Annotated in this window: 14 protein-coding genes; 11 read left to right on the top strand and 3 right to left on the bottom strand. The window is 62.9% G+C overall.

Features of this window, described 5'->3' with window-relative positions; all coding sequences use genetic code 11:
- Nucleotides 1-18: 18 nt before the first annotated feature.
- The gene (locus DM813_RS14175; RefSeq protein ID WP_128324020.1) at nucleotides 19-1,320 is read right to left on the bottom strand and encodes an NAD(P)/FAD-dependent oxidoreductase; all 1,302 of its coding nucleotides are present in this window, start codon (nucleotides 1,318-1,320) and stop codon (nucleotides 19-21) included.
- Between the two features lie 136 nt (nucleotides 1,321-1,456).
- Between DM813_RS14175 and DM813_RS14170 the strand changes: the two genes are divergently transcribed.
- The 6 genes from DM813_RS14170 (at nucleotide 1,457) to DM813_RS14145 (ending at nucleotide 9,970) form a co-directional block, all read left to right on the top strand.
- Complete coding sequence (locus DM813_RS14170; RefSeq protein WP_128324019.1) at nucleotides 1,457-2,362, top strand: LysR substrate-binding domain-containing protein; 906 nt, start codon at nucleotides 1,457-1,459, stop codon at nucleotides 2,360-2,362.
- Nucleotides 2,363-2,468: 106 nt separating this feature from the next.
- Nucleotides 2,469-2,975 carry a sigma-70 family RNA polymerase sigma factor gene (locus DM813_RS14165; RefSeq protein ID WP_128324018.1) on the top strand — a complete coding sequence of 169 codons (507 nt, stop codon included), beginning with the start codon at nucleotides 2,469-2,471 and terminating at the stop codon, nucleotides 2,973-2,975.
- Nucleotides 2,976-3,024: 49 nt separating this feature from the next.
- Nucleotides 3,025-4,038: a FecR family protein gene (locus tag DM813_RS14160; RefSeq protein ID WP_241653176.1), complete on the top strand. Its 1,014-nt coding sequence runs from the start codon at nucleotides 3,025-3,027 to the stop codon at nucleotides 4,036-4,038.
- 119 nt (nucleotides 4,039-4,157) lie between these two features.
- Nucleotides 4,158-6,911 carry a TonB-dependent receptor gene (locus tag DM813_RS14155; RefSeq protein ID WP_206617390.1) on the top strand — a complete coding sequence of 918 codons (2,754 nt, stop codon included), beginning with the start codon at nucleotides 4,158-4,160 and terminating at the stop codon, nucleotides 6,909-6,911.
- Nucleotides 6,912-6,946: 35 nt separating this feature from the next.
- Nucleotides 6,947-8,065, top strand: coding sequence for a cytochrome-c peroxidase (locus DM813_RS14150; RefSeq protein ID WP_128324017.1), 1,119 nt, complete (start codon nucleotides 6,947-6,949; stop codon nucleotides 8,063-8,065).
- A 180-nt stretch (nucleotides 8,066-8,245) separates the two neighbouring features.
- Nucleotides 8,246-9,970 (top strand): SulP family inorganic anion transporter, encoded by a 1,725-nt coding sequence (locus DM813_RS14145; RefSeq protein ID WP_128324016.1) that lies wholly within the window; start codon nucleotides 8,246-8,248, stop codon nucleotides 9,968-9,970.
- A gap of 14 nt (nucleotides 9,971-9,984) precedes the next feature.
- Here DM813_RS14145 and DM813_RS14140 read toward each other — a convergent pair whose 3' ends face one another.
- Nucleotides 9,985-10,620, bottom strand: coding sequence for a LysE family translocator (locus DM813_RS14140; protein WP_128324015.1), 636 nt, complete (start codon nucleotides 10,618-10,620; stop codon nucleotides 9,985-9,987).
- Nucleotides 10,621-10,691: 71 nt separating this feature from the next.
- On the bottom strand, nucleotides 10,692-11,765 hold the full coding sequence (locus DM813_RS14135) for a glycerophosphodiester phosphodiesterase (protein ID WP_128324014.1): 1,074 nt from the start codon (nucleotides 11,763-11,765) through the stop codon (nucleotides 10,692-10,694).
- A 108-nt stretch (nucleotides 11,766-11,873) separates the two neighbouring features.
- Here DM813_RS14135 and DM813_RS14130 point away from each other — a divergent pair, with 108 nt between their 5' ends.
- From DM813_RS14130 to DM813_RS14110, 5 genes are all read left to right on the top strand, one after another.
- Complete coding sequence (locus tag DM813_RS14130; RefSeq protein ID WP_128324013.1) at nucleotides 11,874-12,896, top strand: DUF4917 family protein; 1,023 nt, start codon at nucleotides 11,874-11,876, stop codon at nucleotides 12,894-12,896.
- A gap of 83 nt (nucleotides 12,897-12,979) precedes the next feature.
- Entirely contained in the window at nucleotides 12,980-13,519 is a 540-nt protein-coding gene (locus DM813_RS14125) for an RNA polymerase sigma factor (RefSeq protein ID WP_128324012.1), read from the top strand.
- Nucleotides 13,516-14,466 carry a FecR family protein gene (locus DM813_RS14120; protein ID WP_128324011.1) on the top strand — a complete coding sequence of 317 codons (951 nt, stop codon included), beginning with the start codon at nucleotides 13,516-13,518 and terminating at the stop codon, nucleotides 14,464-14,466. Before DM813_RS14125 ends, DM813_RS14120 begins: the two co-directional genes overlap by 4 nt.
- A 115-nt stretch (nucleotides 14,467-14,581) precedes the next feature.
- Entirely contained in the window at nucleotides 14,582-17,134 is a 2,553-nt protein-coding gene (locus DM813_RS14115) for a TonB-dependent receptor (RefSeq protein ID WP_128324010.1), read from the top strand.
- Between the two features lie 102 nt (nucleotides 17,135-17,236).
- Nucleotides 17,237-18,124: a DMT family transporter gene (locus DM813_RS14110; protein ID WP_128324009.1), complete on the top strand. Its 888-nt coding sequence runs from the start codon at nucleotides 17,237-17,239 to the stop codon at nucleotides 18,122-18,124.
- Nucleotides 18,125-18,143 lie beyond the last annotated feature (19 nt).

The following is an 18,143-nucleotide window of genomic DNA, read 5'->3' as shown; positions in this document are numbered from 1 at the left end:
GCGTGTTCGCCGAAAATTTCAACGTTCGTTGCGGGCGCGCCAGACTTCCCAGGCCATGCGGGCCTTGGCGCCCACATCAAAAAACGGCTTGGGTGGCAGGTAACCCGGCCTGGCCTGACTGAGCACATCACTGAGCAAGGACGAATCGGCGCCGGTCGCCATCTCGACCAGCAAACGTCCCCACAAGGTGCCGCGAGCGACACCTGAACCATTACAACCAGCGACCGTGTGCAGGCCGTCGTCGAGCCTGGTGAAGAACGGCTCGCCCGAACGGGTTCCGCTCAGATGACCGGTCCAGGTGTACTCAAGGTCCTGCGCGGTGATGCCCGGGAAGCGTTTTTGCAACCCCAGCAGGTGCTCGCGTTGGCGTACCGCAAGGCCTTGGGCGTCAATATCGCGCTGGCGGTACTCGACCGTGTTGCGGATCAACAGGCGCCGCCCCGGTAGCAGGCGCAGCGTGCAACCGCCTGGCAACGTCGACAGCACGCCCCAGCCCTGTTCGTCGAACAGGTGTTGCCAGCGGCCATCGGTCAGCGGCCGGGTGATGCTGGCACTGAGTTCCAACGGGAACGTACCGCTACGCTGCACCCCTACCCTTGGCAGGAAGGCGCCAACGCAGATCAGCACCCGTTTTGCGTGCACCTCGCCAGCGTCAGTCCGGACTGCCCAGCCCTTGCCCGGCGCCCGCTGCAAATCGGTCACCGCACTGTTTTCATAGACATCCACCTGCGCTGGCAAGCTGTCGGCCAAGCCTTTGACATAGCGCGCCGGCTGCAACAGCCCATTGCCACCGCCGCAGTGAATGGCTCGGCTGTAGAAGGCTGTACCCAGACGCCGTTCAAGGTCGCCTGCCTGAAAAAAGCGCGCCTGCGCGCCAACGGCCTTCAGCGTTTCCAGCGTCTGTTCAACGGCATCAAGGTGAGCGGGCTCATGCACGGCAAAGTGGTAGCCGTCATCGCTCAGTTCGCAGTCGATATCCAGTTCAGCGATGCGCTGGCGAACCTCAAGGCCCGCAGCAACACCAATGCGGGAGGCGAGCTGATAGCCCGAAAACCCTGGGGTGCCGAGCAATTCACCGGCGCCCGGAAGCTCGTGGCTGACCACGAAGCCCGAGTTGCGCGCAGAAGCGCCTTGCGCCACACGCTGGCGGTCAAGCAATGCAATGCGCTGAGAAGGAAAGCGGCTGGCCAGTGTGTGCGCAGCCGACAAGCCGGTGATGCCACCGCCGATGATCAGCCAATCGACATTCTGTTTGCCTACAAGCCGCGGTCGCACCGCAGATTCGCCCGCCAGGGCGATCCAGCCACAGTGGTTGTTCATTGTCTGTCACTCCTCCACAATCAATGCGCAGGAGTTATTGGCAATAACCCGCTGATGCGCCCTCTTGATCTCTAATTTAAGGGCTCACGGGCATTGACTCTAACGTTAAAAAATCATCCATCCATTCGGAATTTGCATGGATAAAAACTTCCGTGTGCCGTCCTTGCAGGCGCTGCAAACCCTGGTCCGGGTGGCCGACACCAGTAACTTCACCGAGGCCGCCCGGCAGTTGCACCTGACTCAAAGTGCGATCAGCCGACAGGTGCAGCAACTCGAAGAGCACTACCAGACGGTGCTGTTCGAGCGCACCAGCCGCAAGGTGGCGCTGACCGCTCAAGGGCGTGAGGTGTACGAGGTTGCTCGCGAAATGTTGGCGTCGCTACGGACACTGGAACAGCGCCTGGCACCTGCAGCGCTGGACCGGCCTTTTCGTATCCGCGTCTTCGTCTCCCTGGCGGTGCGCTGGCTATTGCCCAGGTTGAGCGCGTTCTATGCCATCAACCCCGGCCTATGCTTGTCCATCGAGACCGTCAGCGGCGAAATGGTGGATACCAGCGGCGACTGCGACGCCTATGTGCTGTACCTGCCCGACGGGCTCGACGAGCGGCCGATGACGTTGTTGTTCGAAGAGTACCTGGTGCCGGTATGCGCGCCAGGGTTCAACGATGGGCGCATGCCGCCGCGCGCACTCGATCAACTCGAGCAACACGCGCTGATACACGGTTCGACCCGTCAGCATGAATGGACAGTATGGCTACAGGCCCAACATGATCAGACCGAACGCAGCTTCAAACATCTGATGTTCAACCTCGACGACCTGGCGCTGGATGCCGCCAGCCGCGGTCTGGGCGTCGCCATGACAGACAGGACGCTGGCCCACGACGCTTTGGTGCGCGGCGACCTGGTCATCCCCTTCGGCGAGCCGCTCAAGACCGGAGCTGTGTATGCCCTGTGGTTGCGTGACAGCGGTGCAGCGCACCCTGCCTGCCGTGCGGTTCTCAGCTGGTTTGAAACGCAGATCGAACAAACGGTCGTCGGTTGATCTGCCACCCGGCTCAGGCCGGGTAAGCCGCACTGCTTACAATCGAGCTTGATAACAATTCTCAGTTGCATATAATTCGCCGATTGATATCCCGGTATTCGTCGTCGTGTCCAGCCCCAGCGACCAGCTCGATTTCTACATGTCCCATCGCACTGCGCTGGTGGACTACTCGACACCTATCGTTGGCTGCCGTGCGCAGGCCGAGGACGTGGTGCAGGAAGCCTGGCTCCGCTTCAGCCGCACGCTGGAAGAAGAAAAAGCCATCGCCCAGCCGGCCGGTTACCTCTACCGCATCGTGCGCAACCTGTCGCTGGATGTCAGCCGCCGCAGCACCCTGGAAAACCGTGTACCGGACGCCGCCGAGTACCTTGACGAGCTTGCCTCGCCGCAGCCGTCCCCTGAGCACGAAGCGCTCTACGTCGATGAACTGCGTGTTCTGCAGGAGGCCCTCGCACGTCTGCCGGCGCGTACGCGTGAGGCTTTTCGCCTGCATCGCCTGGAGGGGCAGACCTTTCAGCAGATCGCCGTACAGCTGGGCATTTCCGTCAGCCTCGCCCATCAACTGGTGCGTGACGCGCTGACTTACTGTGCGGAGCAGCTCGACGATGACTGACGCCCGCATTCCGAACCTTCCGCCCGCTACCCGACTGAGGAATAATGGGGTGCCTCACGCCATGGAGGCACCCCAGTTGCCAGACGAACGCGCCACCGAAACTCCGCGCCCCTCCTTGCGTGACGACCCGATCTGGGCAGAGGCCCTGGACTGGCTGTTGAAAACCCGCGCAGCGCCCACCGATGAAGCGCTGCAGCAGGCACTGGCGAATTGGCTGGGCAGCTCACCTGAGCATGCGCGCGCCTATCGCAAGGCAGAACGCGTCTGGCTGCTCAGTGGCGATCTCTCATTTGCGCGACCTGCTCAGTGTCCGGAACCGCCCCCCATAGCCCCGCCCAGACGCATTAACCGCTGGCGCCGGGCATTGGTCGCCGGTGCCCTGGCGGCCAGCATCACGTTACTGGCTTTGCCAACCTGGCAGGGGCTGAGTTCCGACGAAGCCACGGCGGTCGGCGAGCACCGCAGCCTTGTGCTCGAAGACGGCAGCCGCGTCGAACTGGACAGCGACAGTGCCATCGACGTGCATTTCAGCAACGGCGGGCGTCAGGTCACGCTGCGTCGCGGGCAGGCATTCTTCCAGGTCACGCCCGACAGCCAGCGCCCGTTCCAGGTACGAGCGGGCGAGGTTGAGGTGACGGTTACCGGTACCGCCTTCGACGTCAGCCTGGCACTGCACCAGGTTGCCGTGGCGGTCGATCATGGCAGCGTGCAGGTCAGCAACGGCGCTGCCGGCGTACCGCTGGCACGACTCGCGGCCGGTGACCGCCTGCGCCTTCCCGAGCACGGTGCTCCGCTGCTCGACCGAGTCCCCCGCGATCAGATCGCGGCCTGGCGCAATTGGCGCCTGCTGGTCAATGACCGACCACTGAGTGAAGTCGTCGATGAACTGCGTCGCTATCAACCGGGGTTGATCCTGCTCCAGGACAACGCCCTGGCCGAACGACGCATTACCGCTGCCCTTGATCTGCGCTCCCCCAAGTTGGCGTTGCAGGCCGCACTGGCGCCGCTGGGCGGGCAGGTCAGCAGTTGGTCACCCTTGCTGCTGGTGATCGACCGCCACTGATTTTCACGCTTTAGCATTATTTTCTGGAAATTCACTTCGCCCGTTCGTCTTTCCCCCGCCAATAGGATCGATATCGATTCTCATTACTTGCGCCGTTGCGCTCTTGGGGGAACATCCGGATGTCCACAACCGCTCTCGCACCTCGCTACCTGCTGGGTGCTACCGGGCTGATGCTCGCGCTCATTGCCCTGCCGTCCGGCGCTGAGCCGGCAACCGCCGAGCCCAGCCCCGACACCCGCGAGAGCCGACGCCATTTCGATATCCCGCGACAGCCGCTGGCCAGCGCCCTGCTCAGCTTCGGCAGCCAGTCCGGATTACAGGTCAGCGTCGACAGCCGCTTGCTGGATGAGCGCCTGAGCGCCGGTATCCAGGGCACCATGAGCAGCGAAGAAGCGCTGCAGCGCCTGCTCGATGGCAGCGGCCTCGGCTGGCGCTACAGCGGGCCATCGGCGCTGGTGTTGACGCCCCTGACGCAGAGCGCACTGAACCTGGCCAACACCGTCGTCAGCACCCGCACATCGCCGCACCAGGGCGAAACCACCCTCGACCGCAAGACCATCGACGCCCTGCCCGGCGGCAACGGCGACATCACCAGCCTGCTCAAGATCCACCCCAACGTGCAGTTCGACAACAACCAGTTGAGCAGCAAAAGCCCGGGGGAAATCGCCCCGGCCAACATCAGCATCAACGGCGCCAAGTACTACCAGAACGCCTTTCTGGTAGACGGCATGAGCATGAACAACGACATCAACCCCGGCGACAGCCAGCACAACCTGGTGAATTCGGTCCCCGGACGTAGCCAGGGGCTGGCGCTGGACACCGAACTGCTCGAAGACATCAAGGTTTACGACAGCAACATCAGCGCCAGGTACGGCGGCTTCAACGGTGGCGTGGTGGCTGCCGAAACGCGCCAGCCGACCAAGGACCTGCACGGTAAGGTTTCCTATCAGACCACCCGTTCATCCTGGACCCGCTACCACGTTGACGAAGACGAGCAAGCCAAGTTCGACGCGGCAAGCTCGGGCAGCAGCTATGCCTACCAGCCCGATTTCGTGAAGCACTTCGTACGCGCCACACTCGAAGGCCACCTGACCGAAAACCTCGGCCTGCTTGCCAACATCACACAGAAAACCTCGACCATCCCGGTCAATGTGTTCAGCAGCAACAACGACGGCAAGGCCGGCTATACCGCCCAGCAGGAAGACCAGGAACGCAAATCCCAGAGTGTGTTCCTCAAGGCAGTGTACAAGGCAAGCGAGCGCCTCGACCTGGAAAGCAGCTTCACCTCTACGCCCGAAGAGGCCACCTACTTTCGCGACAACGCGCTGGACACCGGCTACACCATCAAGTCGGGCGGCACCCTGCTCAGCTTCAAAGCCGACTATCAGGCCGACAACGCCAAGATCACCCAGCAGTTTGCCTGGAGCCGGATGGAAAACTCGCGCGACAGTGACGCCGACGACTGGAACAACTGGGTGAAGAATGACGTGAAAAACTGGGGGGTTTCCACCCCGCAAGAAGGTGGCTACGGTGACATCGACCAGACCCAGGACAGCTATGAGTACAAGCTTGAAGCGGCCTGGGACGCCATGGACTTCTACGGTAGCCGCCACAGCCTGACCACCGGCATGGAGCTCAAGCATCAGGCGTTCAGCTATGAACGCCTGACCGCCAGTGACGTCAACGTGTATGGCGCACTCACTGGCACCGCCAGCTGCGCCAGCGCCAGCAGCCTTGGTGGTGACCGTTACTGCGACAGCGACGCCCGTCAGTATGTTCGCCAGCTCACCCGCTACGCCGCCGGCGACTTCGACTTCAACGTCAACAGCACCGCCCTGTACGTCCAGGACGAGATCGAGATCGGCCGTGTCACGCTGCGCCCGGGCGTGCGCATCGACTCCGACGACTACATGCAGCAGACCACCGTCGCGCCCCGCCTGGCGCTGGAGTGGGATGTATTCGGCGACCAGAGCACGCGTTTCAGTGCCGGGCGCAACCGCTACTACGGCCGCAACTCCGCGTACTGGGCACTGCGTGAAGGCGTCAACAGCCTGCAGACCCGCTACGCCCGCACCGCCGCTGGCGGTGCCTGGACCAAGACTTCGTTCGCCAACGATGCCCAGTTCAACAAGCTAGACATTCCCTACGACGACGAGTGGACCCTGGGTATCACCCAACAGGTGCGCGACCTGGAGGTTGCGCTGAAGTGGGTACGTCGCGAGGGCCGCGACCAGGTCATGCAGAAAGTCGTCGACAACAGCGGTGACCCGAGCCTGACCAGCAGCTATGACGTGTACACCAACGACGGCAAATCCAACACCGAAGTGGTGACGCTCACCCTCACACCGCTGCTCAGCTACGACGTCTGGGGTACCCGCAACTCCGGCCAGCTGGCCGCCGACTGGACCCACTTCAACACCACCCACACCGACTACAGCGAAGCGTTCGAAGACGACGACTACGTGCGCTACAACGGCCAGATCATGCACATCAGTGAGCTGCCGCCGAGCAACTACAACCACGACTGGACCTATCGACTCACCACCACTACCGAGATTCCTGCCTGGAACCTGGGCTGGACCAACTTCTTCCGTTACCGCGCCGGTATCGACACGCTCAAGACCCGGGTCGGCAAGGTGGACGGCTACACCGAGTACTTCGACAAGAGCTACGGCAACGCACTCACCTGGGACATGCGCCTGGCCTGGGAAATCCCCACCGGCCGCGAGCAGGCCGCGTTCGTCAACATCGATGTGTACAACGTCACCGACCGCGTGATTGCCAGTGGCGATACCTCGGCCACCGCCGCCATCAATTCGGCCATCTACGAGACCGGGCGCCAGTTCTGGCTGGAAGTTGGCTACCGCTTTTGAGCCGACCTGACCCGATGCCGACCAGAAGAATAACCATGAAAAGCCTGATAACCGCCTTCATCGCCAGCCTGCTCTGGCTGAGCGCTGCCCACGCCGACGACTGCCTGCAACAGCTGGCCGCCGGCACGTTCAGCGACGCCGACGCCGCCTGCCTGCGAAAACTCTATAGCGGCCCCAGCCAGCAATGGCCGAAACCGGCGGTGGATGCCGATATCGCCTGGCAGGAACTGGCGCCGCTGCCGCAGCGGGCCCCCTCGCCCGCAAGTAACCCGTTCAGCAGCGAGAAAGCCCGACTCGGCGAAAAGCTGTTCTTTGACCCGCGTTTGTCGCGGTCCGGGCAGATTGCCTGTGCCTCCTGTCACGAGCCGGACCTGGCATTCGCCGATGGCCGCAAGGTGTCCTTCGGCCACAACCGCGCGGCGGGACGGCGCAATGCGCCGAGCATCGTCACCAGCGGCCTGGTTACACCGCTGTTCTGGGACGGGCGCGCGGCGACGCTGGAAGATCAGGCCCTGATGCCGGTGGTCGACCCGCTGGAAATGGCCTTTACCCGCGAGGAACTGGTCACCCGCCTGCGTGGCCTGGCGGAATACCCGCCGCTGTTCACCAGTGCGTTTGCGCAGGGGCCGCTTGACGCCGGGCAAATCGCCGCAGCGCTCGGCACTTACCAGCGCACCCTGGTACAGAAAGCCCGAAACACTCCGTTCGAGCGCTTTCTACGGGGGCGGCACGATCAGCTCAATGACCAGCAACTGCATGGCCTGCACCTGTACCGCACCAAGGCGCGCTGTCTCAATTGCCACTTCGGCCCAGCAATGAGCGATGGCCAGTTCCACAACGCCGGCATGACCTATTACGGCCGCAAGTACCAGGACCTCGGCCGTTATGAGCAAACCGGCCTGAGCGAGGATTCGGGACGCTTTCGCACACCGTCACTGCGCCTGGTTGGCCGCACCGGGCCGTGGATTCACAACGGCCTGATTCCAGACCTGATGGGCGTACTGAATTTCTACAACGTCGGCATGCCACGGCCCAAGCCGCAACCCGGTCAGGAAAACGACCCACTGTTCCCCCGCACCTCGGAACGCCTCAAGCCGCTGGCTTTGAACCGTTCGGAGTTACTGGCGCTACGGGCGTTCCTCGACACTTTGTAGCACCCGGACGGAGTTTGCCCATCCGGCCGTTGACTTGAGTCGGTGAAAACATCGCACGGCCTGCCTATGCTGATGCCCTATGGGCGTACGCTTGCCGGTCTGTGCTTTGGCCGCAACACTGAGCGAGCAGCCTTGCTCAAACAACTGCGTCCGCCCTGAACTACGCGAAAGGATCGATTCATGCTGCTCGCTCGCTGGCTACCCGGCCTGTCCAATCTGCTGCATTACCGCCGCGAATGGTTTCATGCCGACCTGCAGGCCGGGTTGTCGGTGGCCGCCATCCAGATTCCGATTGCCATTGCCTATGCCCAGATTGTCGGCCTGCCGCCGCAGTACGGGCTGTACGCATGTATTTTGCCGATGATGGTCTACGCCCTGATCGGCAGTTCACGGCAACTGATGGTCGGCCCGGACGCCGCCACCTGCGCCATGGTGGCCGGGGCCATTGCACCGCTGGCAATGGGCGATCCGGCACGGCTGGCGCAACTGTCGGTGATCATCACCATCCTGGTCGGCCTGATGCTGATCGGGGCCGGGGTGGCGCGCGCCGGTTTCATTGCCAGCTTTTTCTCCCGGCCCATTCTCATCGGCTACCTCAACGGCATCGGCCTGAGTTTGCTGGCCGGGCAACTGGGCAAAGTGATCGGCTTCAAGATCGAAGGCAACGGTTTCATTCTCAGCCTGATCAACCTGATGCAGCGCCTGAATGAAATCCACTGGCTGACCCTGACCATCGGCCTTGCCGGCCTGGCCCTGCTCATCTGGCTGCCGCGCCGTTACCCGCGCCTGCCGGCGGCACTGGTCACGGTGATCATCGCCACGGCCGTGGTCGGCGTCTTTGGCCTGGACCGCTTCGGCGTGGCAGTCCTCGGCCCGGTACCTTCGGGCATACCGGAGCTGGCCTGGCCGAAAACCAACCTTGAAGAAATGAAGAGCCTGATGCGAGACGCCCTGGGTATTGCCACGGTGAGCTTCTGCAGTGCCATGCTCACCGCCCGCAGTTTTGCCGCCCGACACGGTTATGCCATCAACGCCAACCACGAGTTTCTCGCCCTGGGGGTTACCAACATTGCCGCCGGTGTATCCCAGGGCTTTGCCATCAGCGGCGCCGATTCACGCACCGCCGTCAACGACATGGTCGGCGGCAAAAGCCAGCTGGTCGGGATCATCGCCGCCCTGGTGATCGCCCTGATCCTGTTGTTCTTCACCGCACCCATGGCCTGGATTCCCCAGGCAGCGTTGGGCGCTGTGCTGCTGATGGCCGGCTGGGGCCTGATCGATGTGAAATCGCTGGGCAAGATCTACAAGCTCAGCCGTTTCGAGTTCTGGCTGTGCGTGCTCACCACCGTGGGTGTGCTGGGTGTTGGCGTGTTGCCGGGCATCATCATCGCCGTGACCCTGGCGATCCTGCGCTTGCTCTACAGCATCTACCAGCCCACCGACGCGGTGCTGGGCTGGGTACCCGGGATTGAAGGCCAGGTCGATATCGAGGGGCACAAGGATGCGCGCACGGTCAAAGGCCTGGTGGTGTACCGCTTCGACGACGCGATCCTGTTCTTCAATGCCGACTACTTCAAGATGCGCCTGCTAGAAGCGGTGCAACGCGAGCCTGAACCACGGGCGGTGCTGTTCGACGCAGAAGCCGTGACGTCCATTGATGTCAGCGGCATTGCGGCGCTACGCGAAGTGTGTGAAACCCTCAACGCGCGTGGCATCCACTTCGGTATTGCCCGGGCCCGCGGACGCTTTTTGCGCATGCTGGTGCGATCGGGGATCGCCCGGGAGATGGAGAACGGCATGCTCTTCGGTTCGGTACGCTCGGGCATCCGCGCGTACCGCTTGTGGCGTAACCGCATGCGCAAGGAGACGGCAGCAGCACCAACTGCTCCGCCGCAACTGCCGTAACGCGATCGGTCGGCTCAGGAACGCGGCATCAACCCCGGCAAGGCATGCATCAGGGCGTTGACGGCGAAGCCGATGAACATCACCCCGCAGGCACGGGTGATCCACAGCTCGTAGCGGGTATACAGGGTGCGCACCTGACGCGCGCCCACTACCCCGATCAGAATCACGTAGGCCAGCAGCCCACCGAGAAAGCTCAGCGCAATCAGCGCAGGCAGCATCGACCAGTCCAGCGCCTCAGCGCGGCTGGAGAGCAACGCGGTGAAGGTGGCCACGGCCACGGGGTATGCCTTGGGGTTGGTCAGGCCGAAGACGATGCCGTGCCAGAACGGCTTGCGCACCGGGCCGCCGTCGCCGTTTCCATTGCCAGGTTTGCTGCGTAGAGCCCGCCAGCCCAGCCAGAACAGGTACAGGCCACTCAGCAGGCCGAGGATGTCGAACACGGAACTGCCGATCTGGCGGGCACCGACAATGGCGACCAGCGCCGTGCTGCACCAGAGCACATCACCCAGCAGATGGCCACAGAGAAACCCCGCCCCCGCCCGACGCCCGCGCGTCGCGCCGATGCCCAGCACCGCCAGCACGCCGGGCCCCGGGGTAATGCCATAGATAAATCCGGAAGCCATCACGGCAAACAATAGCGAAAGGGTCATTGGGGCCTGGCTCCTCGGTGCATCGGAAAAGAGGCGAAGTCTACGGTAGCCACCGGCTTGCGGCCAACACCTCAGTAGTCGTAGGCCTCAAGCAGCTGTGCCTCGCTGCGCTGCGGTGGACGCCCCAGGTAGCGCAACAACTGGCCGCTGCGGTTGGTGAAGATGCCATCGACACCGGCGTCCAGGACCTGGGCAAAGTCCACGGGTTCATCGACGGTGTACACATGCACCAGCAAGCCCTTGTCATGGGTCATGCGGTTCATCCGCGGCTGCACCAGGTCGGCATAGCTTTGCGCCCCACCGGCGCTCAGGGCAGCCGACGGCCCGGTGCCGATGGCTCCGGCCGCTTTGGCGTAATCGAGCCAACGCTCGAATTCGGCGTGACTCCTGGGTTGCTGGCGCGCATAAAACGCCGCCTTGTCGGTCTCGCCCGATTCGGCAAAGCTCTGCGCCGCCGCAGGCTCGATGCTGCCCTTGCCGACCCACAGCAACAGTACCTTGGGCACCTCGGGCATGGCCTTGTGCAGCAGGGCCAGGCTGCCGCGATCAAAGCTCTGCAGCACCACCTGTCCCGGATGATCGAGCCAGCCGCGCGCTTGCAGGCGTGCTTTGAGGTCAGCCTCGATACCGGGGAACAGCTTCGGTACCTTGGTCTCTATGTACAAGCCGGGGCGTTTGCCCTTTTGGCCTTCGGCAATGTCCATGACCTCGTCGAGGGTCAGGATCTGCAGGCCCTTGAAGCGCTCCCGCGCCCGCTCGGGATAGGCCGTGTTGAACCAGCTGCCGGCATCCAGTGACTTGAGCTCGGCCAGGGTAAAGGCACTGACCGGGCTGTCCTTGCGCTCGGGAAAGCGCTGGCCCACATCACTGGTGCGCAACAGGTTGTCATCATGCACTGCCACCAACACCCCGTCGCTGGAGCGCTGCAAATCCAGTTCCAGGTAGTCGGCGCCCAGCTCCCGGGCCAGCAGGTAAGCGGGCGCTGTTGATTCCGGGGCGTCAAACGACGCTCCCCGATGGGCAATGACCGCCGGGTACGGGATCCCCTGCCTGGCTGCCAGTTCCTTGCCGGTATCAGCCGTCGCCCACCCGGTCAGGGGCAACAGCAGCAGGCAGCCGAGCCAGCGAAATCCTGATACGCGCATGCGCCATCCTCCTGATTGATTGCGACCCCAGCATAGTCGCCGGCACTGATGACAGCCCGATGGCATGCTAAAGTCGCGCCGATCGAACGACCTTGCCAAGAGAACACCATGTCCCATGCCGACCTCGACGCCAGCCTTCACAGCTGGCCGCAACTGAATGCCGACCACCCCTGCAGCGGTTTGCTGCTGGGCAATGGCGCCAGTCGTGCGGTGTGGCGGCCGTTCACTTATTTCTCATTGTTCGAAGAAGCGCAGCGGGTACGTCACAAACCCCTGAGCCTGACCGACCAGGCTTTGTTCAAGTCGCTGGGCAGCGAACTGTTCGAGCCGGTCCTCAGCGCCCTGAACACCACGGTGCGCATCAACGCCGCGCTGGCAATCAGCTCATCGGCGCCGCTGAACCGCTATTACGCGATCAAGGAAGCCCTGATCCATGCGGTGCGCAGCGTACACATCCCGTGGCGCCTGCTGCCAGGCAGCACCTTGCAGCGCATCAACAGCGCGCTGTGCAGCTACCAGAGCGTTTACTCCAGCAACTACGACCTGCTCTGCCACTGGGCGGTCAGCCACGCCCCGGACCGTTTTCAGGCCTTGTTCGATGAGGAAGGCGCCTTCGATATCCGACGCACCCACAGCAGCGGTACCCGTCTGCTGTACATGCATGGTGGCCTGCACCTGCTCAAGCAACAGGACGGCAGCACCCGTCAGCGCAGTGCCAGCGGCAGTCAGTTGCTCGATGGTTTTGCGGTGAACACACCTGGCGATGTACCGCTGTTCGTCAACGAAAGCAGCAGCGACGATAAGCTCAAAGCGATACGCAGCTCCGACTACCTGAGCTGGTGCCTGGGTGAGTTGGCCACCCATCAAGACGGCCTGTGCCTGTTTGGCCAACATCTGGACAGCAGCGACGGTCACCTGTTGCAGGCCATCAAGCAGGCCCGCCCGGTGCACCTGGCCATTGCCATCCGGCCCTTGAGCGAAGCCTCGATCATCAGCCAGAAGCAGCATTTCGCCCAGCGATTTGCCGACACCCCGGACATCCCCCTGTATTTTTTCGACGCTAGCAGTCATCCCCTCGGCGCTGTCGAACTGGAAGTCCCGGTGCCCGCCGTGGTGCGCAAGCGGCGCTGAGGCAATACAATTTCGCATTGGCAAATAACAATTATTATCGATAACATCCGCGACTTTCTACGCAGGCCCCCTGGAAAGTTTGCATGCAACGCCCCAAACCCGATCCACTGCCCCCTGACACATGCCGCGGGTTTTATGCCGACATCCTGCATTTCCTGCGCAAGCGCCTGGACAATGCCAGTGATGCGGCCGACATCACCCAGGACGTGTTTGCTCAGTGGCTGGGGTACCGGGACCGCGCGCGGGTCGAGCAACCCCGGGCCTTTCTGTTTCAGGTCGCACGTAATCTGCTCAGTGATCACTGGCGCCGCCAACGGGTGCGGCACGCCGTGCTCGACGAGCAGGTCAACAGCGGCGAAGACACCCCGCTCGACACCCAGGCCGACCCGCTGAACCATGCCCAACAACAGCAACGCCTGGAACAATTGAAGCGTGTGCTCGCCGAGCTCTCGCCGCGCCGACGCGAAGCCCTTATGCTGCACCGCTTCGAAGGTTTGACGCAGGCACAGATCGGCGAGCGAATGGGCATTTCCGTGAGCATGGTGGAAAAGCACATTGCTGCCGCGCTGCTGCATTGCAAGCAGCGCCTGGACAGTGACAATGGCACGGAGCAAGGACAATGACCCCGATTCCCGAAATCGATAAGCGCGCCATCGATGCCCAGGCAGCCAGCTGGTTCAGCCAGAACCGCAACGCCCCCTCGCGTGAAGCGCGCAAAGCTTTTGCCGTGTGGCTGCAGACACCCGAGCACGCCCGCGCATACAGCCAGTTCGAACAGCTCTGGGATGACCTCGCAGCCCTCAAGCGCCTCAATCAGCCCGTGGCCTTGCCGGCGCGCAAAGCCCGCAACTGGCGCCCGGCACTGGCCGTCGCCGCCACGCTGGTATGTGCCCTGCTGGCGCGTAACGTCGGACTGCCCGGCACACATTACGCCGACGCGTTTGCAGTTGATGACCAACACCCGCGCACCTTTGAGCTACCCGATGGCAGCCAGCTGACCGTCAATGCCCACACGCGTCTGCGGGTGGACTTCGATGCCGAGCGCCGCCTGATTCACCTGGATCAGGGCCAGCTTTTCATTAACGTCGCTGCCAACAAGGAACGCCCTCTGTTTATCGATGCCGGCGCTGCCCGGGTTCGGGTGGTCGGCACGGCCTTCGACCTGCGCCGCGGCCAGCAGGAGCTGGTGGTGAGCGTGGCCCACGGCCAGGTGGCCCTGGAAACACCGGGCGAAGATCGCCAGCCGGCGTTGCTCGGCGCTCGCCAGCGCGCCAGCTATGACCTTGCAGGGGGCAGCTTGCGTTGGCAAACCCTGAGCGATCAGGAAGTAGGCGACTGGCGTAGCGGTCATGTGACCTTTCGCGACCGCGAGCTGAGCAGCCTGGTCGACGAGATTTCACTCTACCGCCAGGCGCCGGTGGTACTCGCCGACCCGGTGCTGGGGCGCTACAGGGTTTCCGGCAACCTCGATGTCGACGACCCTGACGCTTTGCTCAAGGCCCTGCCAGCCCTGCTGCCGGTCAGCACCGTGACGCTTGCCGATGGCCGCCTGCGAATCGAGCCGAAATAAAAATCTGAGAATATTTTTCATTCGCATATGAGGGTTTCCCGCTGCAACGCGTCTTCCTCCCGTCTGCGTCGTCATTGCAGGCCTTCTGGCCATTGTTGCCGTATTGGGGGATTTCATGTTGCGTGCGTTTCGTCCTTTTACACCTTTGTCTGCCCGTCCATCGCTGCTGGCGGCCTGTCTGACCTTGAGCCTGATGGCCGAGGCCGCACCGGTAGAGCTGAACTTGCCGGCGCAATCACTGGCGCTGTCGCTGAGCCAGCTGGCCCAGCAGACCAAGGTGCAATTACTGTTCGACGAAGCCTTGCTGCGTGGCGTGCAGGCCCCGGCCCTGCAAGGTCCCTACGAAGCCGAGCAGGCGATCCGGCAGTTGCTGTTCAATAGCCGCTTCGCCCTGGTCAAGGTCGGCAGTACCTACGTGGTGCGCCTGCGCGAAGATGACCCGACCGCCGATAACGGCATCCAGCTCAGCGCCGTGAGCATCGTCGGTGACGGCCAGCAGGTAGACCCCAGTACCGTCGGCCGCTCGACCCTGACCCAGGACGACATCGACCGTTATCAACCAAGCAACATCCCCAGCGTGTTGTCGACCCTGCCCGGGGTGAACATGGGCGGTTCGGTAAAACCCGGTGGCCAGACCATCAACATCTGGGGCCTGAGCGATGCCGAAGACGTGCCGATGACCGTCGATGGCGCGACCAAGAGCGGCTTTGAGCGGTACCAGCAGGGCACTATTTTCATCGAGCCCGAGCTGATCAAGAACATCGAAGTCGAAAAAGGCCCGCACTCGGTCTACACCGGCAACGGCGGCTTTGGCGGCAGCGTCAACATGACCACCAAAGACGCCCCGGACCTGCTGCAAGACGGCCGCAACAGTGGCGCCATGCTCAAGTACGGCTACGCCAGCAATGACCACCAGCAGGTTTACAGCTCGGCCCTGTTCGGCCGCACCGACGATGGCCGCATGGATGCTCTGGTGTACCTGACCAAGCGTGACGGCGACGACATGAAACTGGCCGGCACCCTGCCCGACCCGGACAACGACTACCCGATCAACCCCCAGCGCCTGCCCAACAGCGCCCTTGACCTGGACGGGGCATTGTTCAAATTCAACCTGCAACTGACCGAAGAGCAGCGCCTGGGCTTCTCTTGGTCGCGCTCGCAAAGTGAGCGCTGGGCACCGTTTTCCTCCACCGCCTACCCGACTCCGCCGACCCAGGCCGATATCAACAAGTACGGCTACGACAACGCGCTCAAGCGCTTCCTGGCCAACCGCACCACCACCGACACCACCTGGTCGGGGACGTACAACTACCAGCCGATCAACAACCCGTGGGTGGACCTGCAGGTGAAGTTCTCGGTCTCCGATACCGACCAGACCGACGAGCGCGATGCCACCGCGTTCTTCCAGCCGGCCACGGGCGGGCGCAAGATGGACACCGAGTACACCGACCAGATGCTCGACGTGCGTAACACCAGCCTGTTTGCCACCGGCCCGCTGGAGCACGCGATGACCGCTGGTTTCCAGGTTCGCCGCCACGAACGCGACACGCAGATGTGGATGCCCGGCAGCAAATATGAAACGCCGCTGTACAACAACGGCAATTACCAGCCGAACTTCATGCCCAGCGGTAGCGTCGACAGCCAGGGCTACTTCCTCCAGGACGCCATCACCCTGGGTGAAGTGACCCTGACCCCGTCACTGCGCTATGACCATGTTGCCAACAACGGCAAAGAAAACGATGCGCCGTTCTACAACGACCCGGCGCTGGGGCATGACTACAGCGAGAAAACCTACAGTGGATGGTCGCCGCGCCTGTCGGTGTTCTGGAAGACCAATGAGCACACGGCGTTCTTTGCCGATTACAGCAAGACCTGGCGCGCGCCGGTGCTCGACGAGCAGTATGAGGTCCAGGGCCTTGGCTCTCGCACTGCCAGCAGCCGCAACCTCGACCCGGAGCGCATTACGGCATTGCGCGCCGGTAACATCACCACCCTGTCGGATGTCTTCACCGACCACGACAACGTACTGATCCGCACCACCCTATTCCGCAACGAGATCGAAGATGAAATCTTCAAGGCCACCGGCATCGGCTGTCCGGAGCAACTGGTCAGCGGCCAGAGTATTGCCAAGGCGTGTGGCAAGGGCCTGATGTCCAACTACCGCAACATCGACAGCGTCACCATCAAGGGCTTTGAGGTCGAGAGCTTCTACGACTCCACCTACCTGTTCGGCGCCGTTTCGTACTCATGGATCACCGGCCGCCATGAAGGCGCCTATACCAATCCCTGGGGCCCGGACGTCTGGGCCAAGGACATCCCGGCACCGAAGTGGATCACCACCCTGGGTGTGAAGATCCCCAGTTGGGACGCCAGGGTGGGTTGGCAGGCGCAGTTCGTGCGCAAGACCGACCGCCTACCGAGCGACAACTACCGCGAAGGCCCGGCCAGTTCGCTGGGTGACCGCTACTACGACCACTACGCCAACGACGACTACCAGGTCCACGGCCTGTTCGCCAACTGGAAGCCGCAGCAGCCGTACCTCAAGGGCACCGAAGTCAACCTGACCATCGATAACCTGTTCAACAACGACTACCGCTCCGAACTCAGCGGCGCCTATGCCTACAGCCAGGGCCGCAACGCCAAGGTCAGCATCACGCGCTTCTTCTGAAGCGCCGGCAAACTGTACGGATGAACTTGTGAGCAACTGTAACAAGATCATCCGTGGCTGCTGTGGCTCAATGGTCAGACTTATCTGCCACAGGCGTTCGTTATGTCCAGCCGCGAAAACACCGGGATGGCCCTTGGCTTGCTCGGTGTCGTGATTTTCAGCCTGACCCTGCCCATGACGCGTATCGTCGTACAGGAACTGCACCCGCTGCTCAATGGCCTGGGGCGCGCCTTGCTGGCAGCCATCCCGGCGGCGGCCTTGCTGCTGTGGCGCCGCGAAAAGTGGCCGACCTGGCAGCAGATCAAAGGCCTGAGCCTGGTCGCACTAGGGGTGATTCTCGGCTTTCCGGTGTTTTCGGCCTGGGCCATGCAGACGGTGCCGGCGTCCCACGGGGCCCTGGTCAATGGCCTGCAACCCTTGTGCGTCGCCTTCTATGCCGCCTGGTTGTCGCATGAGCGTCCGTCAAAGGCCTTCTGGGCCTGCGCTGCCCTGGGCAGTGCGCTGGTGCTGGTGTACGCGATGATCATGGGCGCCGGGCAGATTCAGGCCGGTGACCTGTTGATGCTGGCTGCGATTGCCGTCGGTGGCCTGGGGTATGCCGAGGGTGGGCGACTGGCGCGGGAAATGGGCGGCTGGCAAGTGATCTGCTGGGCGCTGGTGCTCGCCAGCCCGTTGTTGATCGGCCCGGTGGTGTACCTGGCGCTGCAGCACCAGGGACCGGTCAGCGCCCAGGCGTGGTGGGCCTTCGGGTATGTGGCGCTGTTCTCGCAGTTCATCGGCTTTTTTGCCTGGTATGCCGGGCTTGCGCTGGGCGGCATCGCCCGGGTCAGTCAGATCCAGTTGCTGCAGATCTTCTTCACCATCGCCTTCTCAGCGCTTTTCTTTGGTGAGCAGGTCGAGCCGATTACCTGGGTGTTTGCCGCAGGCGTGATCGGTACCGTGGTGCTGGGGCGCAAGACCCGTGTGCACCCGGCGCCCGCCAGGGCCTAAAGGGTGTGCTTTTGTAGGA

This window comes from Pseudomonas alkylphenolica (assembly GCF_004025535.1).
GTDB classification, from domain to species: domain Bacteria; phylum Pseudomonadota; class Gammaproteobacteria; order Pseudomonadales; family Pseudomonadaceae; genus Aquipseudomonas; species Aquipseudomonas alkylphenolica_A.
The sequence above is the reverse complement of the archived record's forward strand: the minus strand, read 5'-3'. Positions and strand labels throughout refer to the sequence as shown.

Bases quoted from the DNA above. Each gene is read 5' to 3' on its own strand.
- DM813_RS14175 (WP_128324020.1), bottom strand. From the start codon at position 1,320: ATGAACAACCACTGTGGCTGGATCGCCCTGGCGGGCGAATCTGCGGTG.
- DM813_RS14170 (WP_128324019.1), top strand. From the start codon at position 1,457: ATGGATAAAAACTTCCGTGTGCCGTCCTTGCAGGCGCTGCAAACCCTG.
- DM813_RS14155 (WP_206617390.1), top strand. From the start codon at position 4,158: ATGTCCACAACCGCTCTCGCACCTCGCTACCTGCTGGGTGCTACCGGG.
- DM813_RS14150 (WP_128324017.1), top strand. From the start codon at position 6,947: ATGAAAAGCCTGATAACCGCCTTCATCGCCAGCCTGCTCTGGCTGAGC.
- DM813_RS14145 (WP_128324016.1), top strand. From the start codon at position 8,246: ATGCTGCTCGCTCGCTGGCTACCCGGCCTGTCCAATCTGCTGCATTAC.
- DM813_RS14140 (WP_128324015.1), bottom strand. From the start codon at position 10,620: ATGACCCTTTCGCTATTGTTTGCCGTGATGGCTTCCGGATTTATCTAT.
- DM813_RS14135 (WP_128324014.1), bottom strand. From the start codon at position 11,765: ATGCGCGTATCAGGATTTCGCTGGCTCGGCTGCCTGCTGCTGTTGCCC.
- DM813_RS14130 (WP_128324013.1), top strand. From the start codon at position 11,874: ATGTCCCATGCCGACCTCGACGCCAGCCTTCACAGCTGGCCGCAACTG.
- DM813_RS14125 (WP_128324012.1), top strand. From the start codon at position 12,980: ATGCAACGCCCCAAACCCGATCCACTGCCCCCTGACACATGCCGCGGG.
- DM813_RS14120 (WP_128324011.1), top strand. From the start codon at position 13,516: ATGACCCCGATTCCCGAAATCGATAAGCGCGCCATCGATGCCCAGGCA.
- DM813_RS14115 (WP_128324010.1), top strand. From the start codon at position 14,582: ATGTTGCGTGCGTTTCGTCCTTTTACACCTTTGTCTGCCCGTCCATCG.
- DM813_RS14110 (WP_128324009.1), top strand. From the start codon at position 17,237: ATGTCCAGCCGCGAAAACACCGGGATGGCCCTTGGCTTGCTCGGTGTC.